The sequence below is a fragment of the Streptomyces sp. NPDC085946 genome (assembly GCF_044540485.1).
Lineage (GTDB): Bacteria > Actinomycetota > Actinomycetes > Streptomycetales > Streptomycetaceae > Streptomyces.
Window position 1 is genome coordinate 359,149 of the sequence record NZ_JBITSF010000003.1, and the last position, 15,490, is coordinate 374,638.

General features: G+C 74.8%; 15 protein-coding genes and 1 pseudogene. 7 read left to right on the plus strand and 9 right to left on the minus strand.

Going from position 1 to position 15,490, the window contains the following annotated elements:
- The first annotated feature begins 1 nt into the window (after position 1).
- The 3 genes from ACIF8T_RS09560 (at position 2) to ACIF8T_RS09570 (ending at position 2,586) form a co-directional block, all read left to right on the plus strand.
- Entirely contained in the window at positions 2-604 is a 603-nt protein-coding gene (locus ACIF8T_RS09560; RefSeq protein WP_400032911.1) for a hypothetical protein, read from the plus strand.
- Positions 605-699: 95 nt separating this feature from the next.
- A complete protein-coding gene (locus tag ACIF8T_RS09565; protein WP_400032913.1) occupies positions 700-1,428 on the plus strand; it encodes a 3-keto-5-aminohexanoate cleavage protein in 729 nt (242 codons plus the stop codon).
- Positions 1,429-1,518: 90 nt separating this feature from the next.
- Complete coding sequence (locus ACIF8T_RS09570) at positions 1,519-2,586, plus strand: RNA ligase (ATP) (protein ID WP_400032915.1); 1,068 nt, start codon at positions 1,519-1,521, stop codon at positions 2,584-2,586.
- Between the two features lie 57 nt (positions 2,587-2,643).
- On the opposite strand, the gene soxR is transcribed toward ACIF8T_RS09570, so the two are convergent.
- Positions 2,644-3,129, minus strand: a complete 486-nt coding sequence (gene soxR, locus ACIF8T_RS09575) for a redox-sensitive transcriptional activator SoxR (protein WP_400032917.1) — start codon at positions 3,127-3,129, stop codon at positions 2,644-2,646.
- Positions 3,130-3,250: 121 nt separating this feature from the next.
- Between soxR and ACIF8T_RS09580 the strand changes: the two genes are divergently transcribed.
- Positions 3,251-3,712, plus strand: a complete 462-nt coding sequence (locus ACIF8T_RS09580) for a MaoC family dehydratase (protein WP_400032918.1) — start codon at positions 3,251-3,253, stop codon at positions 3,710-3,712.
- Between the two features lies 1 nt (position 3,713).
- Here the strand turns inward: ACIF8T_RS09580 and ACIF8T_RS09585 are convergent, their stop codons facing one another.
- From ACIF8T_RS09585 to ACIF8T_RS09595, 3 genes are all read right to left on the minus strand, one after another.
- Positions 3,714-4,358 (minus strand): TetR/AcrR family transcriptional regulator, encoded by a 645-nt coding sequence (locus ACIF8T_RS09585; protein WP_400032919.1) that lies wholly within the window; start codon positions 4,356-4,358, stop codon positions 3,714-3,716.
- A 69-nt stretch (positions 4,359-4,427) separates the two neighbouring features.
- A complete protein-coding gene (locus tag ACIF8T_RS09590) occupies positions 4,428-4,715 on the minus strand; it encodes a YiaA/YiaB family inner membrane protein (protein ID WP_400032921.1) in 288 nt (95 codons plus the stop codon).
- Between the two features lie 59 nt (positions 4,716-4,774).
- Positions 4,775-5,926, minus strand: a complete 1,152-nt coding sequence (locus ACIF8T_RS09595; RefSeq protein WP_400033116.1) for an acyl-CoA dehydrogenase family protein — start codon at positions 5,924-5,926, stop codon at positions 4,775-4,777.
- Between the two features lie 77 nt (positions 5,927-6,003).
- Between ACIF8T_RS09595 and ACIF8T_RS09600 the strand changes: the two genes are divergently transcribed.
- From ACIF8T_RS09600 to ACIF8T_RS09610, 3 genes and pseudogenes are all read left to right on the plus strand, one after another.
- On the plus strand, positions 6,004-6,645 hold the full coding sequence (locus tag ACIF8T_RS09600; protein WP_400032922.1) for a TetR/AcrR family transcriptional regulator: 642 nt from the start codon (positions 6,004-6,006) through the stop codon (positions 6,643-6,645).
- A gap of 34 nt (positions 6,646-6,679) precedes the next feature.
- Positions 6,680-7,468: an ArsR/SmtB family transcription factor gene (locus tag ACIF8T_RS09605; RefSeq protein ID WP_400032924.1), complete on the plus strand. Its 789-nt coding sequence runs from the start codon at positions 6,680-6,682 to the stop codon at positions 7,466-7,468.
- 109 nt (positions 7,469-7,577) lie between these two features.
- Positions 7,578-8,551, plus strand: a pseudogene (locus tag ACIF8T_RS09610) (DMT family transporter).
- Here the strand turns inward: ACIF8T_RS09610 and ACIF8T_RS09615 are convergent.
- The 5 genes from ACIF8T_RS09615 to ACIF8T_RS09635 all read right to left on the minus strand — a co-directional run bounded on the left by ACIF8T_RS09615 (position 8,540) and on the right by ACIF8T_RS09635 (position 15,487).
- The gene (locus tag ACIF8T_RS09615) at positions 8,540-9,901 is read right to left on the minus strand and encodes an MFS transporter (protein WP_400032926.1); all 1,362 of its coding nucleotides are present in this window, start codon (positions 9,899-9,901) and stop codon (positions 8,540-8,542) included. The pseudogene ACIF8T_RS09610 and the gene ACIF8T_RS09615 sit on opposite strands and share 12 nt — an antisense overlap.
- Positions 9,902-10,094: 193 nt before the next feature.
- Complete coding sequence (locus ACIF8T_RS09620) at positions 10,095-11,180, minus strand: Zn-dependent alcohol dehydrogenase (protein WP_400032928.1); 1,086 nt, start codon at positions 11,178-11,180, stop codon at positions 10,095-10,097.
- A gap of 16 nt (positions 11,181-11,196) precedes the next feature.
- Positions 11,197-12,585, minus strand: a complete 1,389-nt coding sequence (locus ACIF8T_RS09625; protein WP_400032929.1) for an aldehyde dehydrogenase family protein — start codon at positions 12,583-12,585, stop codon at positions 11,197-11,199.
- A gap of 120 nt (positions 12,586-12,705) precedes the next feature.
- The gene (locus ACIF8T_RS09630) at positions 12,706-14,046 is read right to left on the minus strand and encodes an ABC transporter ATP-binding protein (protein ID WP_400032931.1); all 1,341 of its coding nucleotides are present in this window, start codon (positions 14,044-14,046) and stop codon (positions 12,706-12,708) included.
- Positions 14,047-14,218: 172 nt separating this feature from the next.
- Complete coding sequence (locus tag ACIF8T_RS09635; protein WP_400032933.1) at positions 14,219-15,487, minus strand: MFS transporter; 1,269 nt, start codon at positions 15,485-15,487, stop codon at positions 14,219-14,221.
- Positions 15,488-15,490 lie beyond the last annotated feature (3 nt).

Genomic DNA, 15,490 nt, shown 5'->3' on the forward strand with positions numbered 1-15,490 from the left:
GATGGCCGGTTTCCGAAGTCTGGCAAGACAGGTCCGCGATCCGCGGTGCGACCTGGCGCTACGGCGCTATTCGCTGCGCAAGTGCCTTGAACGGTTCGCCCCTTACGGGCACCGGGCGACCTGGGACCACTTGTGCACGCGGGCGGGGTTCGGCCCCGAGGACCGCTCCCCGGACCCGGCGCGGCTCGTGGCCGCACTGGAGGAGCTGGAGGAGGCGCGGGCGGTCTGGCTGGCCTACGAGGTCGAGTTCGCCGAGCGCCGCAAGAAGGAGAAGCACGACGGGCTGCGCAGGCCGGGCAGCGTGGACGACTGGCACCGGATGACCTGGGGCGGCTTCGGCGTGGCGTGGTGCGACGATCCGGCGGTCCATCCCCGTGAACCGCTGGCCGAGGTGCTGCGCCGGCTGATCGCCGCCCTGGAGCGGGAGCCGGGCTCGTGCTGCCCGGTGTGCGCCGGGGAGTCGCTCGTCTGGAGGTACGACCTGGACCACGAGCCGTCGGCGGGTCCGGTCTGCACGGACTGCGGCATCCTGGTGCCGCGTCCCGTGCTCACGCCCGAGGCCCTGGCGGAGTCCCGGCGGGTGAGGATGCTGGTGTCGGCCTGAGCGAGCACGACGGGGGTGCGCCGGGGATGCCGCACCCCCTGCCCCGGACGGGTCGCACGGCCCCGGCCGCCGGCGGGGTCCGGCACCATCGGGACATGGTGCAGGTGTGTCTGAACGGATCCCGGACGGCCGCCGACGGAGCGGCCGTCCCGCTGTCGCCCGGGGCGATGGCCGAGTCGGCGGCCGGGGCCGTCGCGGCCGGGGCCACGGACGTCCACGTCCATCCCAAGACGCCGTGCGGGCAGGACACGTTGTCGCCGCGCGTCCTGGCCGCCGTGCTGCGGGCGGTACGGGCGCGGGTGCCGGTGCCGGTCGGCGTGACCACCGGCGCCTGGGCCGAACCGGACGCCGCGGCCCGGCGGGAGCGCGTCCTCGGCTGGACCGTCCTGCCCGACCACGCCTCGGTCAACTGGCACGAGCCGGGCGCCGAGGAGGTGGCCGCCGCGCTGATCGCGCGCGGAGTGGGCGTCGAGGCCGGCATCTGGTCCGGCACGGACGGGGCGGCGCGGTTCGCCGCCTCACCGCTCGGGCCGAAGGTCCTGCGGGTGCTCGCGGAGGTGACCGACCCGGATCCGGACGGCGCGCCGGACTCGGCGCGGGCGCTGCTGGCCGAGCTGGGCGCGGCGCACGGCCGCCCGGTGCTGCTGCACGGCGAGGACGGCGGCGCGTGGCCGGTGCTGCGGCTCGCGGGACGGCTGGGCCTGGCGACCCGGATCGGCCTGGAGGACACCCTCGTCCTGCCGGACGGACGCCCGGCCGGCTCCAACGCGCGGCTGGTGGCGGCGGGACTGCGGGAGTACGAACGGGCCCGGCGGCGGGCGTGACGCTAACACCCGGAAAACGGTTCGCTCCAGCCCTTTCCCCTGCGGACAGTGGGAGGCGATGAGACACACCTGAGGACCCGAGGAGTCCCGATGTCGACGCTGCGCGTCACCGCCGAAGTGCTGACCGTCCACGCACACCCCGACGCCGACGCCCTGGAGCTGGCCCAGGTGGGCCTGTACCGCGCCGTCGTCGCCAAGGGCGCGTACCGCACCGGCGAGGCCGCCCTCTACATCCCCGAGCAGTCGGTGCTGCCGGCCGCGCTGATCGAGGAGCTGGGGCTGACCGGGCGGCTGGCGGGCACCGGCCGCGACCGGGTCAAGGCGGTGCGGCTGCGCGGCGAGCTGTCCCAGGGGATCGTGTGCCGGCCGAAGGCGCTGGCCGGCGTCGATCTGCTGCGGGCCGCGCGGGACGGCACGGACTTCGCGGAGCGGCTGGGCATCACCAAGTGGGTGCCGCCGGTGCCGCCCACGATGAGCGGCGAGGTGGAGTCCGCTCCCGCGCTGCTGCCGTGGGTCGACATCGAGAACATCCAGCGCCACCCCGGCATCTTCACGCCGGGCGAGCCGGTGGTGCTGACCGAGAAGCTGCACGGCTCGGCCTGCCTGCTGACGTACGTCGCGGACGAGGACCGGGTGTACGTCTCCTCCAAGGGGTTCGGCGCCAAGTCGCTGGCCCTGAAGGAGGATCCGCGCAATCTGTACTGGCGGGCGGTGCGCGGGCACGGCGTCGCCGAGGCCGCGGCGCGGCTCGCCGCACGGCTGGGGGCGCGGCGGGTCGGGATCTTCGGCGAGGTGTACGGCGCCGGGGTCCAGGACCTGACGTACGGCGCGGACGGGCGGCGCGACACCCTGGGGTACGCCGTGTTCGACGTGTCCGCGGAGATCGACGGGCGGGTGCGGTGGCTGGACGCGGCCGAACTGCTCGACGGGGAGCTGCCGTTGGTGCCGCGGCTGTTCACGGGCGGGTACGACGTCGACCGGGTGCTGGAGATCGCCAGCGGCCGGGAGACCGTGTCCGGGCGGGGGCTGCACCTGCGCGAGGGGGTGGTGGTACGGCCCGCCGTGGAGCGGTACAGCGCGGTGACCGGGGGGCGGGCGATCGCCAAGGCGGTGAGTGCGGCGTATCTGACGCGGAAGGGCGGGACCGAGTTCGAGTAGGAGCGCGGGGGCCGTCGGGAGGTCCCCGCCCCGGCGGTACGGCCGCCGGCCGGGGCGTCAGCGGGTGCCGCCCCCGCGGCGCGCCGTGCCGGGTTCCGCCAGCAGGCGGGAGCCCGTCAGGCGTTCGCCGAACACGTCGTCCGGGTTGGACAGCACACAGGTGTCGAGGGACAGGCAGCCGCAGCCGATGCAGTCGGTGAGGTGGTCGCGCAGGCGGTTCAGCCGGGTGATGCGCTCGTCGAGCTCGGCCCGCCAGGCCTCGGAGAGGCGGGTCCAGTCCTCGCGGGTGGGGGTGCGCTCCTCGGGGAGCTCGGCGAGCGCCTCGCGGATCGTCGCCAGCGGGATGCCGACCCGCTGCGCGGCCCGGATGAAGGCGACCCGGCGCAGGGTGTCACGGCTGTAGCGCCGCTGGTTTCCCGCCGTGCGGCGGCTGCCGATCAGGCCCTTGGACTCGTAGAAGTGCAGGGCGGAGACGGCGGCGCCGCTGCGCGCGGCGAGCTGGCCGACCGTGAGCTCGTGGATCTTCTCGGGAATCTGGGGCACCCCTCGAACCCTACCGGCCGTGTCGGCGCCCGGTCCGTTGACAGGGGCCCCCGGCCCGACCATGCTAAGCAGTTGCTTAGACATGCAGGGCATGTGACTTCGTGACGCGAGAGGCCGGGACATGGCAGAGCCGAGGATCTTCACGTCCGTCGACGACCTGAAGGCGGCGGTGGGCGAGCAACTGGGGTACACCGACTGGCTGGAGGTCGACCAGAAGCGGATCGACCTGTTCGCGGAGGCCACCGGCGACCACCAGTGGATCCACGTCGACCCGGAGAAGGCCGCGGCGGGGCCGTTCGGGACCACCATCGCGCACGGGTACCTGACCCTGTCGCTGCTGCCCCTGTTCGGCCCGCAGCTCATCACCGTCGAGGGCGTGAAGATGGGCGTCAACTACGGGACGAACAAGGTGCGTTTCCCCGCCCCCGTCCCGGTCGGCTCCCGGCTGCGCGCCACCGCGCGGATCAGCGGCGTCGAGGAGGTGGCCGGCGGTGTCCAGGTGAGCATCGCCTTCACCGTGGAGCGCGAGGGCGGCGACAAGCCGGTCTGCGTCGCCGAGTCGGTGTCGCGGTACTACGTCTGAGTCAGCTCCCGGCGGAGCGGTGCTCCTTGGCCCCGACCATCCGCAGCACGAGGTCGGCGTAGAGCGCGCCGACCTCGTCGGGGGTCATGGGGCCCTCGACGTTGAACCAGCGGGCGACGTCGATGCAGAGCGAGAGCACGGCGAGGGTGGTGCCGTGCACGTCGAGCACGTCGAACTCACCGGTGCGGATGCCGTCCTCGACGATCCCGCGCACCTCCGCGTTGCACTGCCGGCGCAGGGCGACGATCTCCGCGCGGGCCTCCGGTCCGAGCGAGTCCAGTTCGTACTGGACGACCCGTGCGGTGGTGCGGCCGCCGGCGTGCCAGCGGACGAAGGAGCTCACCGCCTCGGCGAGCCGCTCGGTGGCGCTGCCCTCGGCGCGGGCGGCCGTGCGCAGGATGTCGATGGCCTTCTCGTGGCCGATCCTGCTGATGCGGTGGAGCAGCTCTTCCTTGGTCTTGTAGTGGATGTAGAGCGCGGCCGGGCTCATGCCGGCGCGGCCCGCGATGTCCCGGGTCGTCGTGGCGTGGTAGCCGCGCTCCGCGAAGGCCTCCACGGCGGCGATCAGCAGCCGTCGCGCCGCGTCGGGCGTGACCTCACCCCACGGCTGCGCCTCACCGCCGGCCGTCTTCTCCGCCGTACTCATCGTTCACCCCTCGTCGCTGGCAGGCCTCCACCATACCGCCGAGGGTGAGCGGGCGCTTAGCGTGCCCGCTCAGAGCTTCTCGAAGGGGTCGTGCTCGGCGAGCAGCTTCTCCAGCCGCGCCTGGTCGACCCGGCTCACGATCTGCCCGGCCTCCTGCCGGTCCCGGATCACCTTGGCCAGGGTGAAGGCGGAGGTGACCAGGTACAGGACCGCGATCGCGAGGAAACCGCGCACCCAGGCGTCGGCGTCCAGCCGGAAGATCCCGACGGCGGTGGCGGCCATGGCGACGGAGAACGAGGCGACCGCCTGGCCGTAGAAGGCGGCCGTGCTCTGCTGTTTGACCGGTGCGTCACTCATGGGGACCAGGGTCGGGGAAGCCGGCGGCGGCCGCATCCGCCGACGTACTCAGGACCTACTCAGAAGGCCGAGACCCCCGTCAGCGCCCGGCCGATGACCAGCTTCTGGATCTGGCTGGTGCCCTCGTACAGGGTCATCACGCGGGCGTCGCGCAGCAGCTTGCCCGCCGGGTACTCGTCGATGTAGCCGTAGCCCCCGAAGACCTGCAGGGCGTTGTTCGCGGCGCGGACCGCCGCCTCGGAGGCGAAGAGCTTGGCCTTGGAGGACTCCACGGCGAAGGGCTGCCCGCGGTCGACCAGGTCGGCGACCCGCCAGGTGAGCAGCCGGGCCGCGTCGACGTCCACGGCGATGTCGCTGATCAGTTCCTGGATGAGCTGGTGGTGGGCGATGGTCTTCCCGAACTGTTCGCGCTCCCCCGCGTACCGCACGGCCGCGTCCAGGGCGGCCTGGGCGATGCCGACGCAGCCCGCGGCGACCGACATCCGGCCCTTGGCCAGCGCCGACATGGCGACGGAGAAGCCCTTGCCCTCCTCCCCGAGCATCGTCGAGGCGGGCACCCGCACGTCCTCCAGGACCAGCTCGGCGGTGGCCTGGCCGCGCAGGCCGAGCTTGCCGTGGACGGGGCGCCGGGTCAGGCCGGGGGTGTCGGTCGGCACGAGGAAGGCGGAGACGCCCCGGTGGCCGGGGGCGTCGGTGGAGCGGGCGAAGAGCAGCACGACGTCGGCCCAGGTGCCGTTGGTGATGAACATCTTGGTGCCGTTGACGACGTAGTCGTCGCCGTCGCGCACCGCCCGGGTGGCGAGGCTGCCCGCGTCCGATCCGGTGCCCGGCTCGGTCAGGCCGAAGCAGCCGACCAGTTCGCCGGAGGTCAGCCCCGGCAGCCAGCGCCGCTTGTGCTCCTCGCCGCCCCAGGCGGCGATCGTCTTGGCGACCAGGCCGAGCGAGACGGAGACGATGCCGCGCACGGAGGAGTCGCCCCGGCCCAGTTCCTCCGTCACCAGGCAGTACGCGAGGTGGTCGCCCCCGGAGCCGCCGTACTCCTCGTCGATCGTGAGCCCGAGGAAGCCGACCTCGCCGAGCTTCTTCACGATCGAGCGGTCGACCTCCTCGGCGCGGTCCCAGGCGACGGCGTGCGGGACGACCTCCCGCGCCACGAAGTCCCGGGCGAGCTGCCGCACGGCGGTCTGCTCCTCGCTGAGCTCCAGGTTCATCCGCAACCACCCCACGTGAAAGCCGTACCTTTAAATTAGCACTGCTAGTTTCCGAGTGCAGCCCTACTATGTGCGCCATGGCCCGACCGCGCAAGCCCTTGCTGAGCACCGACCGCATCGTCGAGACGGCCCGCGCGCTCGTGGACGCGGAGGGCCTCGCGGCCGTCTCCACGCGCCGGCTCGCCGCCGAGCTCGGGGTGAGCGGGCCGTCGCTCTACAACCACTTCCGCACCAAGGACGAGATCCTGGAGGCGGTCGCCGACTCGGTGAGCGCGCAGGTCGACCTGTCGATGTTCGAGGACGGCCGGGACTGGCGGACCGCGCTGCACGACTGGGCCGTCTCCTACCGGGCGGCCCTGCGCGACCACCCGAACATCGTCCCGGTGCTGGCCCGCGGCCCCGGCCGCCGCCCGGCCGCGCTGCGCCTCGCGGACGCGGTCTACGGCGCGATGGTCGACGCCGGCTGGCCGCCCGCGCAGGCCACCTCGATCGGCGCGCTGATGCGGTACTTCATCATGGGCTCCGCGCTCGGCTCCTTCGCCGGGGGCTTCGTCGACGACGCGAGCGCGTACGACCCCGCCGACTACCCGCACCTCGGCCAGGCCCACCTGCTGCCCGAACGGCAGGAGAAGATCGACGAGCGGGCCTTCGAGACCGGGCTGGCGGCCCTGCTGGACGGGCTGGCCCGGCAGTACGCGCAGCTGCGGGACACCGTCTAGGACGCTTCGGCCGGCGCCGAAACGTGCGTGCGCCATGCTGGGGTGCATGACCCTCAGGGACCCCAGGTCGGCGCAGCTGGCGCGGCTCGCCGCGCTGATCGCCGACGAGACCCGCGCCGCGTGCCTGCTGGCGCTGCTGGACGGGCGCGCGTGGACGGCGGGCGAGCTGGCCCGGCACGCGGGCGTCGCCGCCTCCACGATCAGCGAGCACCTGGGCAGACTCGTCGCGGGCGGCCTGCTCGCCGAGGAGCGCCAGGGACGGCACCGGTACGTCCGGCTGGCCGGACCCGGGGTCGCCCAGCTGCTGGAGGACCTGGCCGCGCAGGTCGCGCCCGGCGTGGCCGGACGGCCCCGCACCCTGCGGGAGTCGAGCGCCTCCTCGGCGCTGGCCCGCGGCCGGACCTGCTACGACCACCTCGCCGGGCGGCTGGGCACCGCGGTCGCCGACGGGCTGACGGCGCGCGGGCTGCTGCTGCGGGAACCGCGGGGGCGCGGCGGTGGCGAGGGGGCGGGGTCCGGCCCGGCCCTGGCACCCCGCGGGCGGGCCACGGGGTTCGCGCTGACCGACGCCGGGCTGGCGTGGTTCGCGGCGGCCGGCATCGGCCTCGGCCGTCCCGGCCGCCGTCCCCTGGCCCGGGCCTGCCTGGACTGGACCGAGCGCCGGCCGCACCTCGGCGGGGCCGCGGGGGCGGCCCTGTGCCGGCACGCCCTGGACGCGGGATGGTGCGTGCGCGTCGGCTCCGGGCGGGCGGTGCGGGTGACGGCGGCGGGGGAACGCGCGCTGTCCGGGCTGCTCGGGATCGGCGCGGAGGCGCTGTGCTGAGCGGCCGGCGCGGGGCGGCGGTCCGGCCCCGTCCGGAACCCGCGCACCTCCCCGTCCTGTCCGGACCCGCGAGCCTCCCCGCCCCGCCCCTCCTGGCCTCTGGAGCATGATGAACGCCTCCCCGCCCCGCGCCGACCGCCGTGCCCCGCTGCTGGCCGCCGGCGCGGCCACCGTCACCGTCGTGCTGTGGGCCTCCGCCTTCGTCTCGATCCGCAGCGCGGGGGACGCGTACTCACCGGGCGCGCTGGCGCTCGGGCGGCTGCTGTCCGGGGCGCTGGCGCTGGGCGCGCTCTGCCTCCTGCGGAGGGAGGGCCCGCCGCCCCGGTCGGCGTGGCGGGGGATCGGGGTCTCCGGGGTGCTGTGGTTCGGCTCCTACATGGTCGTCCTGAACTGGGGCGAGCAGCAGGTGGACGCCGGTACGGCCGCCCTGGTCGTGAACATCGGCCCGCTCCTCATCGCCCTGCTGGGCGCGCGGCTGCTCGGGGACGCGATGCCGCCGCGGCTGCTGGCGGGGATGGCGGTGTCGTTCGCCGGTGCGGTCACGGTGGGACTGTCGATGTCGGGGGACGGCGGTTCCCCGGTGTTCGGGGTGGTGCTGTGCCTGCTGGCGGCGGTCGCCTACGCGGGCGGGGTCGTCGCGCAGAAGCCGGCGCTGGGCGCGGCGAGCCCCTTGCAGGTGACGACGTACGGGTGCCTGGTCGGGGCGGTGGTGTGCCTGCCGTTCGCCGGGCAGCTGGTCCGCCAGGCCGCCGACGCCCCGGCCTCCGCGACGCTGAACATGGTCTACCTCGGGGTCTTCCCGACCGCGCTGGCCTTCACGACCTGGGCGTACGCCCTGGCCCGGACCACCGCGAGCCGGATGGGCGCGACCACGTACGCGGTTCCGGCGCTGGTCGTCCTCATGTCCTGGCTGGTCCTCGGCGAGGTGCCGGGGCGCTCACGCTGGCGGGCGGGGCGCTGTGCCTGGCGGGTGTCGCGGTGTCCCGATCCCGGGCCGGCCGCGCGGACCGGGCGGCGCGGGCCGCGGCTCCGGGAGCGGTTCCGGAGCCGGGGCCCGCGCGGGCCCCGGACTCAGCCCTCTGACACGCCGGTCCCGGGACCGGCGCCCGGCTCCGCCGGACGGGCCCGGCCGGCGAGGACCTTGATGGAGACCAGGGCGAGGACCGCGAGCCCGACGATGTAGGCGGAGACCGCCATCGACGTGCCCGTGGCCTCCAGCAGCAGCACCATCAGGAAGGGCGCGAGGCCCCCGCCGCCGACGGCCGCGATCTGGTAGCCGAGGGAGGCGCCGGTGTAGCGCATCTCGGGCGTGAACAGCTCGGCGAACAGGGCGGCCTGCGGGCCGTACATGATGCTGAGGAAGCAGCTCGTGACGAAGGTGCCGACCGCCAGCCACAGCAGCGAGCCGGTGTCGATCAGCAGGAACATCGGGACGGCCCACACCGCGAGGCCGGCCGCCCCGAACGCGTAGATGCGGATCCGGCCGATCCGGTCGGACAGGGCGGCGGAGGCCGGGATCAGCACGAGCTGGGTGAGGCTGACGCACAGCGAGACGGTGAGCACCGCGCCGCGTTCCATGCCGAGTTCCCGGGTCGTGTAGTCGAGGACGCCGGTGATGATGATGTAGAAGGTCGCGGTGTTCACGGCGAAGGAGCCGCCGGCCAGCAGGACCGTGCCGAGGTGGCCGCGCAGGATCGTGCGCAGCGGGGAGGTGCGCTCGGTCCGCTCCTTCTCGGCCAGCGCCCGTTCGGCCGCGCGGAACTCGGGGGTCTCCTCGACCCGCGTGTGGATGTACCAGGCGAGGGCCAGCACGAACAGGCCGACCAGGAAGGGCACCCGCCAGCCCCAGGCGGCGAACGCGGAGTCGGTGGTGAGGGCTCCGGCCAGCAGGAAGACGGAGTTGGCGGTCACCACGCCGATGGGGACGCCGAGCTGCACGACGCTGCCGTAGACGCCGCGCTTGCCCTCGGGGGCGTACTCGGTGGCCAGCAGCATCGCGCCGCCCCACTGCGCGCCGACGGCGACGCCCTGGGCGACGCGCAGGAGGACGAGCAGGATCGGGGCGGCGACGCCGATCGTCTCGTAGGTGGGCAGCAGGCCGATGCCGGTGGTGGCCAGGCCCATGAGGGTGAGCGCGAGGACCAGCATCGGCTTGCGGCCGCGCTTGTCGCCGAGCTGGCCGGCGACGATGCCGCCGAGCGGGCGGGCCAGGAAGCCGACGGCGAAGGTGGCGAAGGAGGCGAGGACCCCGGCGGTGGGGCTGCCGGCCGGGAAGTACAGGTCGCCCAGGACGAGGGCGGCGGCGATGCCGAAGACGAAGTAGTCGTACCACTCGACGGCCGAGGCGAGGGCCGCGGCGGTGGCGACGCGGCGGCGGTTGCCGTCGGCGGGGGCGTTCTCGGTGAGCGGTCGAGCGGAAGGTGCCGTGTCCATGTGGTGCACGCTCCGGGAGTGCGGGGGCGGAACCGGGGGGGTGGCTCGGGTTCCGGGAACGTACTGACCGGACGGTATGGACGTCAACGGGTCGCGCGGCACGGATTTTGCCTGTACATGGCACGTGACCGGTCGCGGGCACGCCGACGCCCCGGCCGCCCGCGGGCGGCCGGGGAACGGGTGCGGACGGGCCCTAGAAGAGGACCAGGGCGCGGCCTCCCTTGCCCGCCAGCATGGTGTCGAAGGCGGCCGGGATGCCGTCCAGGGCGATCCGCTCGGTCACCAGGGCACCGAGGTCCAGGCGGCCCGCGCGGACGTGGTCGGCGAGGACGGGCAGGTCGCGCGCGGGGTCGGCGTTGCCGTACACGCAGCCGGACAGGGTCCGGCCCCAGTGGAAGATCTCCAGGGCGTGGAAGGTGACCTGCTGGTCCTTGCCGCCGATGCCGACGACCGTCGTGCGGCCGCCGCGCCGGGTGGACTCCCAGGCGGCGCGGATGGTGGTCGCCCGGCCGACGCACTCGACGGCGACGTCGACGCCCTCCTTGCCGGTCAGCGCGCGGATCCGGCGCGGGGTGGTGTCCGAGGCGACGAGGTACTCGGTGGCCCCGGCGGCCCGGGCGAGCTCCTCCTTCTCCGGGGAGACGTCGACCGCGACGATCGTGGAGGCGCCGGCGATGCGGGCCGACTGGAGGGTGGCCAGGCCCACTCCGCCGACGCCGAAGACGGCCACGCTCTCCCCGGCGCGCACCCGCGCGGAGTGGTGGACGGCGCCGTAGCCGGTCAGGACGGCGCAGCCGAGCAGGGCGGCGTCGGTGAGCGGGATGCCGTCGGGGGCGGGCAGCACGCAGGACGCGGGCACCACGGTCTCCTCGGCGAACGCGGCGACGTTCAGGCCGGGGTGCAGGTCGGTGCCGTCGTCGGCGCGGCGGGCGTGGACGCGCCCGGCGCCGGTGAGCGCGTCGGCGCACAGCCAGACCTCGCCGCGCGCGCAGGCGGGGCACGCGCCGCAGGACGGCGCCCAGTTGAGGACGGCGCCGTCGCCGGGCGAGACGTGGGTGACGCCCTCCCCGACGGCGAGGACCGTGCCGGCGCCCTCGTGGCCGAGGACGGCGGGGACCGGCAGCCTCATGGTGCCGTTGGTCAGGGACAGGTCGGAGTGGCAGACCCCGGCGGCGGCGAGCCGGATGCGGACCTGCCCGGGGCCGGGGTCGGGCAGGTCGATGCCGGTGATCTCCAGCGGGGAGCCGATGGCGGGCAGGACGGCGGCGCGGACGGCCATGACGGAAGCGACTCCCTTAGAACTGGAGGGACTTGGTCTGGAGGTACTCGGACAGGCCGTACGGGCCGAGCTCGCGGCCGACGCCCGACTGCTTGTAGCCGCCGAAGGGCGCGAGGGGGTTGAAGCGGCCGCCGTTGATGTCGACCTGCCCGGTGTCCATGCGGCGGGCGAAGGCCACCGCCTCGGCCTCGTCGCCGGCCCAGACGGCGCCGGAGAGGCCGTAGATGGTGCCGTTGGCGATGCGCAGGGCCTCCTCCTCGTCCGCGTAGCGCAGGATCGACAGGACCGGGCCGAAGATCTCCTCCTGGGCGATGGCCATGTCCGGGGTGACGTCGGCGAAGACGGTCGGGCTGACGAAGTAGCCCGTCTCGCGCGGGGCCTCGGGGCCGCCCGCGACCAGGCGGGCGCCCTCGGCGACGCCCTTCTCGATGTAGCCGAGGACCCGCTGCTGCTGCCGGGCGTTGACCACCGGGCCGATGCGGTCGCCGTACTTGGCGGCGGCCGCGGCGGCCAGCCCGACGGCCTCGTCGTACTGGTCGCGGTGGACCAGCATCCGCGTCCAGGCGTTGCACGACTGGCCGGAGTTGGACATCACGTTGGCGACGCCGACGTTGACCGCCCTGGCCAGGTCGGCGGTCGGGAGGATGACGTTGGCGGACTTGCCGCCCAGTTCCAGCGCGACCCTCTTGACGGCGCCCGCGGCGAGCGCGCCGATGCGCCGGCCGACGGCGGTGGAACCGGTGAAGGAGACCAGGTCGACGTCCGGGTGCTCGGCGAGGGCCTGGCCCGCGACCGGGCCGAGGCCGGTGACCAGGTTGAACACGCCCGCCGGGACCCGGGCCTCGTGCACCGCCTCGGCGAAGAGCCGGGCGACCAGCGGGGTGTCCTCGGCGGGCTTCAGGACGACCGTGCAGCCCGCGGCCAGGGCCGGGGCGACCTTGGCGACGATCTGGTGCAGCGGGTAGTTCCAGGGCGTGATCGCGGCGACCACGCCGGCCGGCTCGTGGAAGACGGTCGAGGTGCCGATCCGCTCCTCGAAGGCGTACGTCGCCGCCAGCTCGGCGTAGGAGCCCGCCACCGCGACCGGCACGGCGGCGTGGACCGCCTGCGAGAACTTCAGGGGCGAGCCGAGCTCGGCGGTGACCGTCTCGGCGATCTCGTCCGCGCGGGCCGCGAGCACGTCCCGCAGGGCGGCCAGGCGGGCGGCGCGCTCGGCGGGCGGGGTCGCGGCCCAGCCCCGCAGGGCGGCCCGGGCGGCCCGTACGGCGGTGTCGACGTCCAGGGCGGTGCCCGCGGGGACCGTGCCGATCACCTGCTCGTCGGCCGGGTTCACGACCTCGATCACGTCCTGGCCGGCGGCGGGGCGCCAGGCGCCGTCGATGTACATGCCGTCGTGTGCCTTCATCGCGCATCCTCCGGGGCGGGGCATCGTCGTCCGACACATAAACTAGCGGCGTTAGTTTTCCGGCGCCATACGTCTCCGGCCATCTCAGCACGGAACCACCCGGACGAGGTGTGCCGCTGCTCACTCCTCCAGATCGGGCAGCCGGTCCGGGGCCGGGCAGATGCGCTCGCCGTACTGGTCGAAGACGAACAGGTGCGCGAGGTCGACCAGCAGCGGCACCTGCATGCCGTGGCGCAGGTCGATGTCCGGCGTGGTGCGGACGATGAGGTCGCCGGGCAGGCGGGGTTCCGCGGACGCGGGCTGCGCAGGTGGGCCGGCCGGGTCGTCGAGCACCACGACGGGACCCGCCCGCAGCGCGCCCGCCCGCTCCCGCAGCCGGCCCAGGACCGTGCCCTCGCGGCGGCGGCGCCGGGGCGTGCGGCCCGGGCGCGGGCGGGGGGCCTCCAGTTCGGGGACGACGGCGGGACGGGAGCCGGTGTCGAAGTGCACGAGGTTCTCGTGGCCCTGGAACTCCACGTGCTCCACCAGGCCGGTGATCAGCACCTCGCCGGGGCGGGCGGAGGCGGCCGGCCCGATGCGGACGGCCTCGGAGCGCAGGCCGACGATGACCTCGCGGCCCTGCTGCACGCGCAGCAACTGGTGGTCCGGGGAGAGGGGTTCGGGCAGCCGCAGGAACTGCTTGCCGAGACCGATGGTCATCGCCCCGTCGAGCGGCGCGCGGACCACGCCGCGCAGCAGGTTGATGCGGGGGGTGCCGATGAACGCGGCGACGAAGACGTTGCGGGGCAGCGCGTACACCGAGCGCGGGGTGCCGACCTGCTGCAGGACGCCGCCGCGCAGCACGGCGACCCGGTCGCCGAGCGACATGGCCTCGGCCTGGTCGTGGGTGACGTAGACCGTGGTGACGCCCAGGTCGCGGGTGAGGTGGGCGATCTCGGCGCGCAGCCGGTTGCGGAGCTTGGCGTCGAGGTTGGACAGCGGCTCGTCCATGAGGAACGCGGAGGGGTGGCGGGCGATGGCCCGGCCCATGGCGACGCGCTGGCGCTCGCCGCCGGAGAGCTGGCCGGGGAAGCGTTCGAGGAGCTCCTCGATGCCGAGCATCCGGGCGGTGGCGTCCACCCGCGGGCGCGGGTCGGCGCCCGGGGCCTCGATGCGCAGCGGGAAGCCGATGTTGTCGCGGCTGGTCATGGTCGGGTAGAGGGCGAAGTTCTGGAAGACCATCGCCATGTCCCGGCCGGAGGGCGGCAGGTCGTTGGCGTGCTCGCCGTCGAGCAGCAGCTCGCCCTCGTCGATCTCCTCCAGCCCGGCGATCATCCTGAGCACGGTGGACTTGCCGCAGCCGGACGGGCCGAGCAGGACGAGGAACTCGCCCGGCGCGATGTCCAGCGACAGCCGGTCCACCACGCGAGGGCCGCGCGGGTAGGTCTTGCTCACGTCGTGCAGGGAGATGGCGCGTGTCATGAGGTGCCCCCGGAGGCTCACTTGTGCGCTGGTGCTCCGCGATGTCGTCGTCCCGTGCGGGTCGTGCGGGGCTGTGGGTCACGGAAGTTAACGGAATGTGTGCGGCCGGGGGAAGAGAGGGGGCGGGATCGGGCGGTCCCGGTCCACCAGATGAGAAAGCGGACGCGGCGATTCAGCCGGGGGGCGCGTCCCGGCCCGCGAGACGGCCGGGCCGCCGGTCCTCCCCGGAGGGGGCCCGGCCGCCTTCCGGCGCGGCCCGCCCCCGGTCCGCCCGCTGTTCCGGCGAGCGCAGGGCGACCCCGGAGGAGAGCAGCAGGAGGCCGCCCAGGAGCACGAACGGCGCCGCCACGCCCGCCACGCCGGCCACCAGGCCGGCGGCCGCGGGGGCGGCGACCTGGCCGAGGCGGTTGCCGGTCAGCCGCAGGGCGAGGGCGGTGGAGCGGGCCCCGTCGGGGGCGGCCTGGACCACCGTCGTCATGGACAGCGGCTGCCCGACGCCGAGGCAGAAGCCGAGGACCGCGAGGACGGCGGCCAGCGCCCACACCGGCAGCGGCAGCGCGATCCCGGCGCACAGCAACGCCGCCAGCAGGCAGGTCACGGTGAGCAGCGCGGTGCGGCCGAGCAGCCGCAGCAGCGGGGTGAGGACCAGGCGGCAGGCGATGGTGGCGGCCGCCCGTAGGCTGAGCAGGACGCCGACGACGGACGGGGCGATGCCCCGGTGCTCGCCGACCACCGGCAGGTACGCGGTGAGGATGTCGGTCGCGGAGAGCACGGAGAGGCTGATGAGGATGCCCGCGGGGACGCCCCGGGCGCGCAGGATGCGGTGCACGGGGACCCGTCCGCCCGCGGCCGTGCGGGAGCCGGGGGCGGTGCGGCGGTGCTCTATGCGCCACAGCGAGGTGAACGCGACCGCCGCGCCCGCGCCGGCGACCAGCAGGGCGAGCGCGCTGGTGCCCGCCATGTCGGGGCCGCCGATCAGCGCGCCGGCCGCCACGGGTCCGACCAGCTGGCCGAGGGAGGCGCCGATGGTGAAGTGCCCGAAGTTGCGGTCCTGTTCGTGCGGCGCGGACTGGCGGGCGACCAGCGACTGGGCGCCGATGACGAAGCTGAGGTGGCCGAGGCCCATCACCCCGCTCCACAGCGCCATCGCCCACAGCGAGCCGGCGACCCCGCTCAGGGCGCAGCCGCCGGAGATCAGGACCACGCCCGCCGGCAGCAGCGGGGCGCAGCGGCCGTGGTCGGTGCGGCGGCCCAGGGGTACCGCGGCGAACAGCGGCAGCAGCGCGTACACGCCCGCGATCACGCCGATCGCCCGTTCGTCCGCGCCCAGCGCGAGGGCCCGGTAGGAGACGGCGGGCCGGGCCATCGACACCGCCCCCTGCGCGAAGCCGAAGGCGATGACGAGGCGGAGCAGCCAGCCGCGGTTCCCACCGGGCCCCATGGT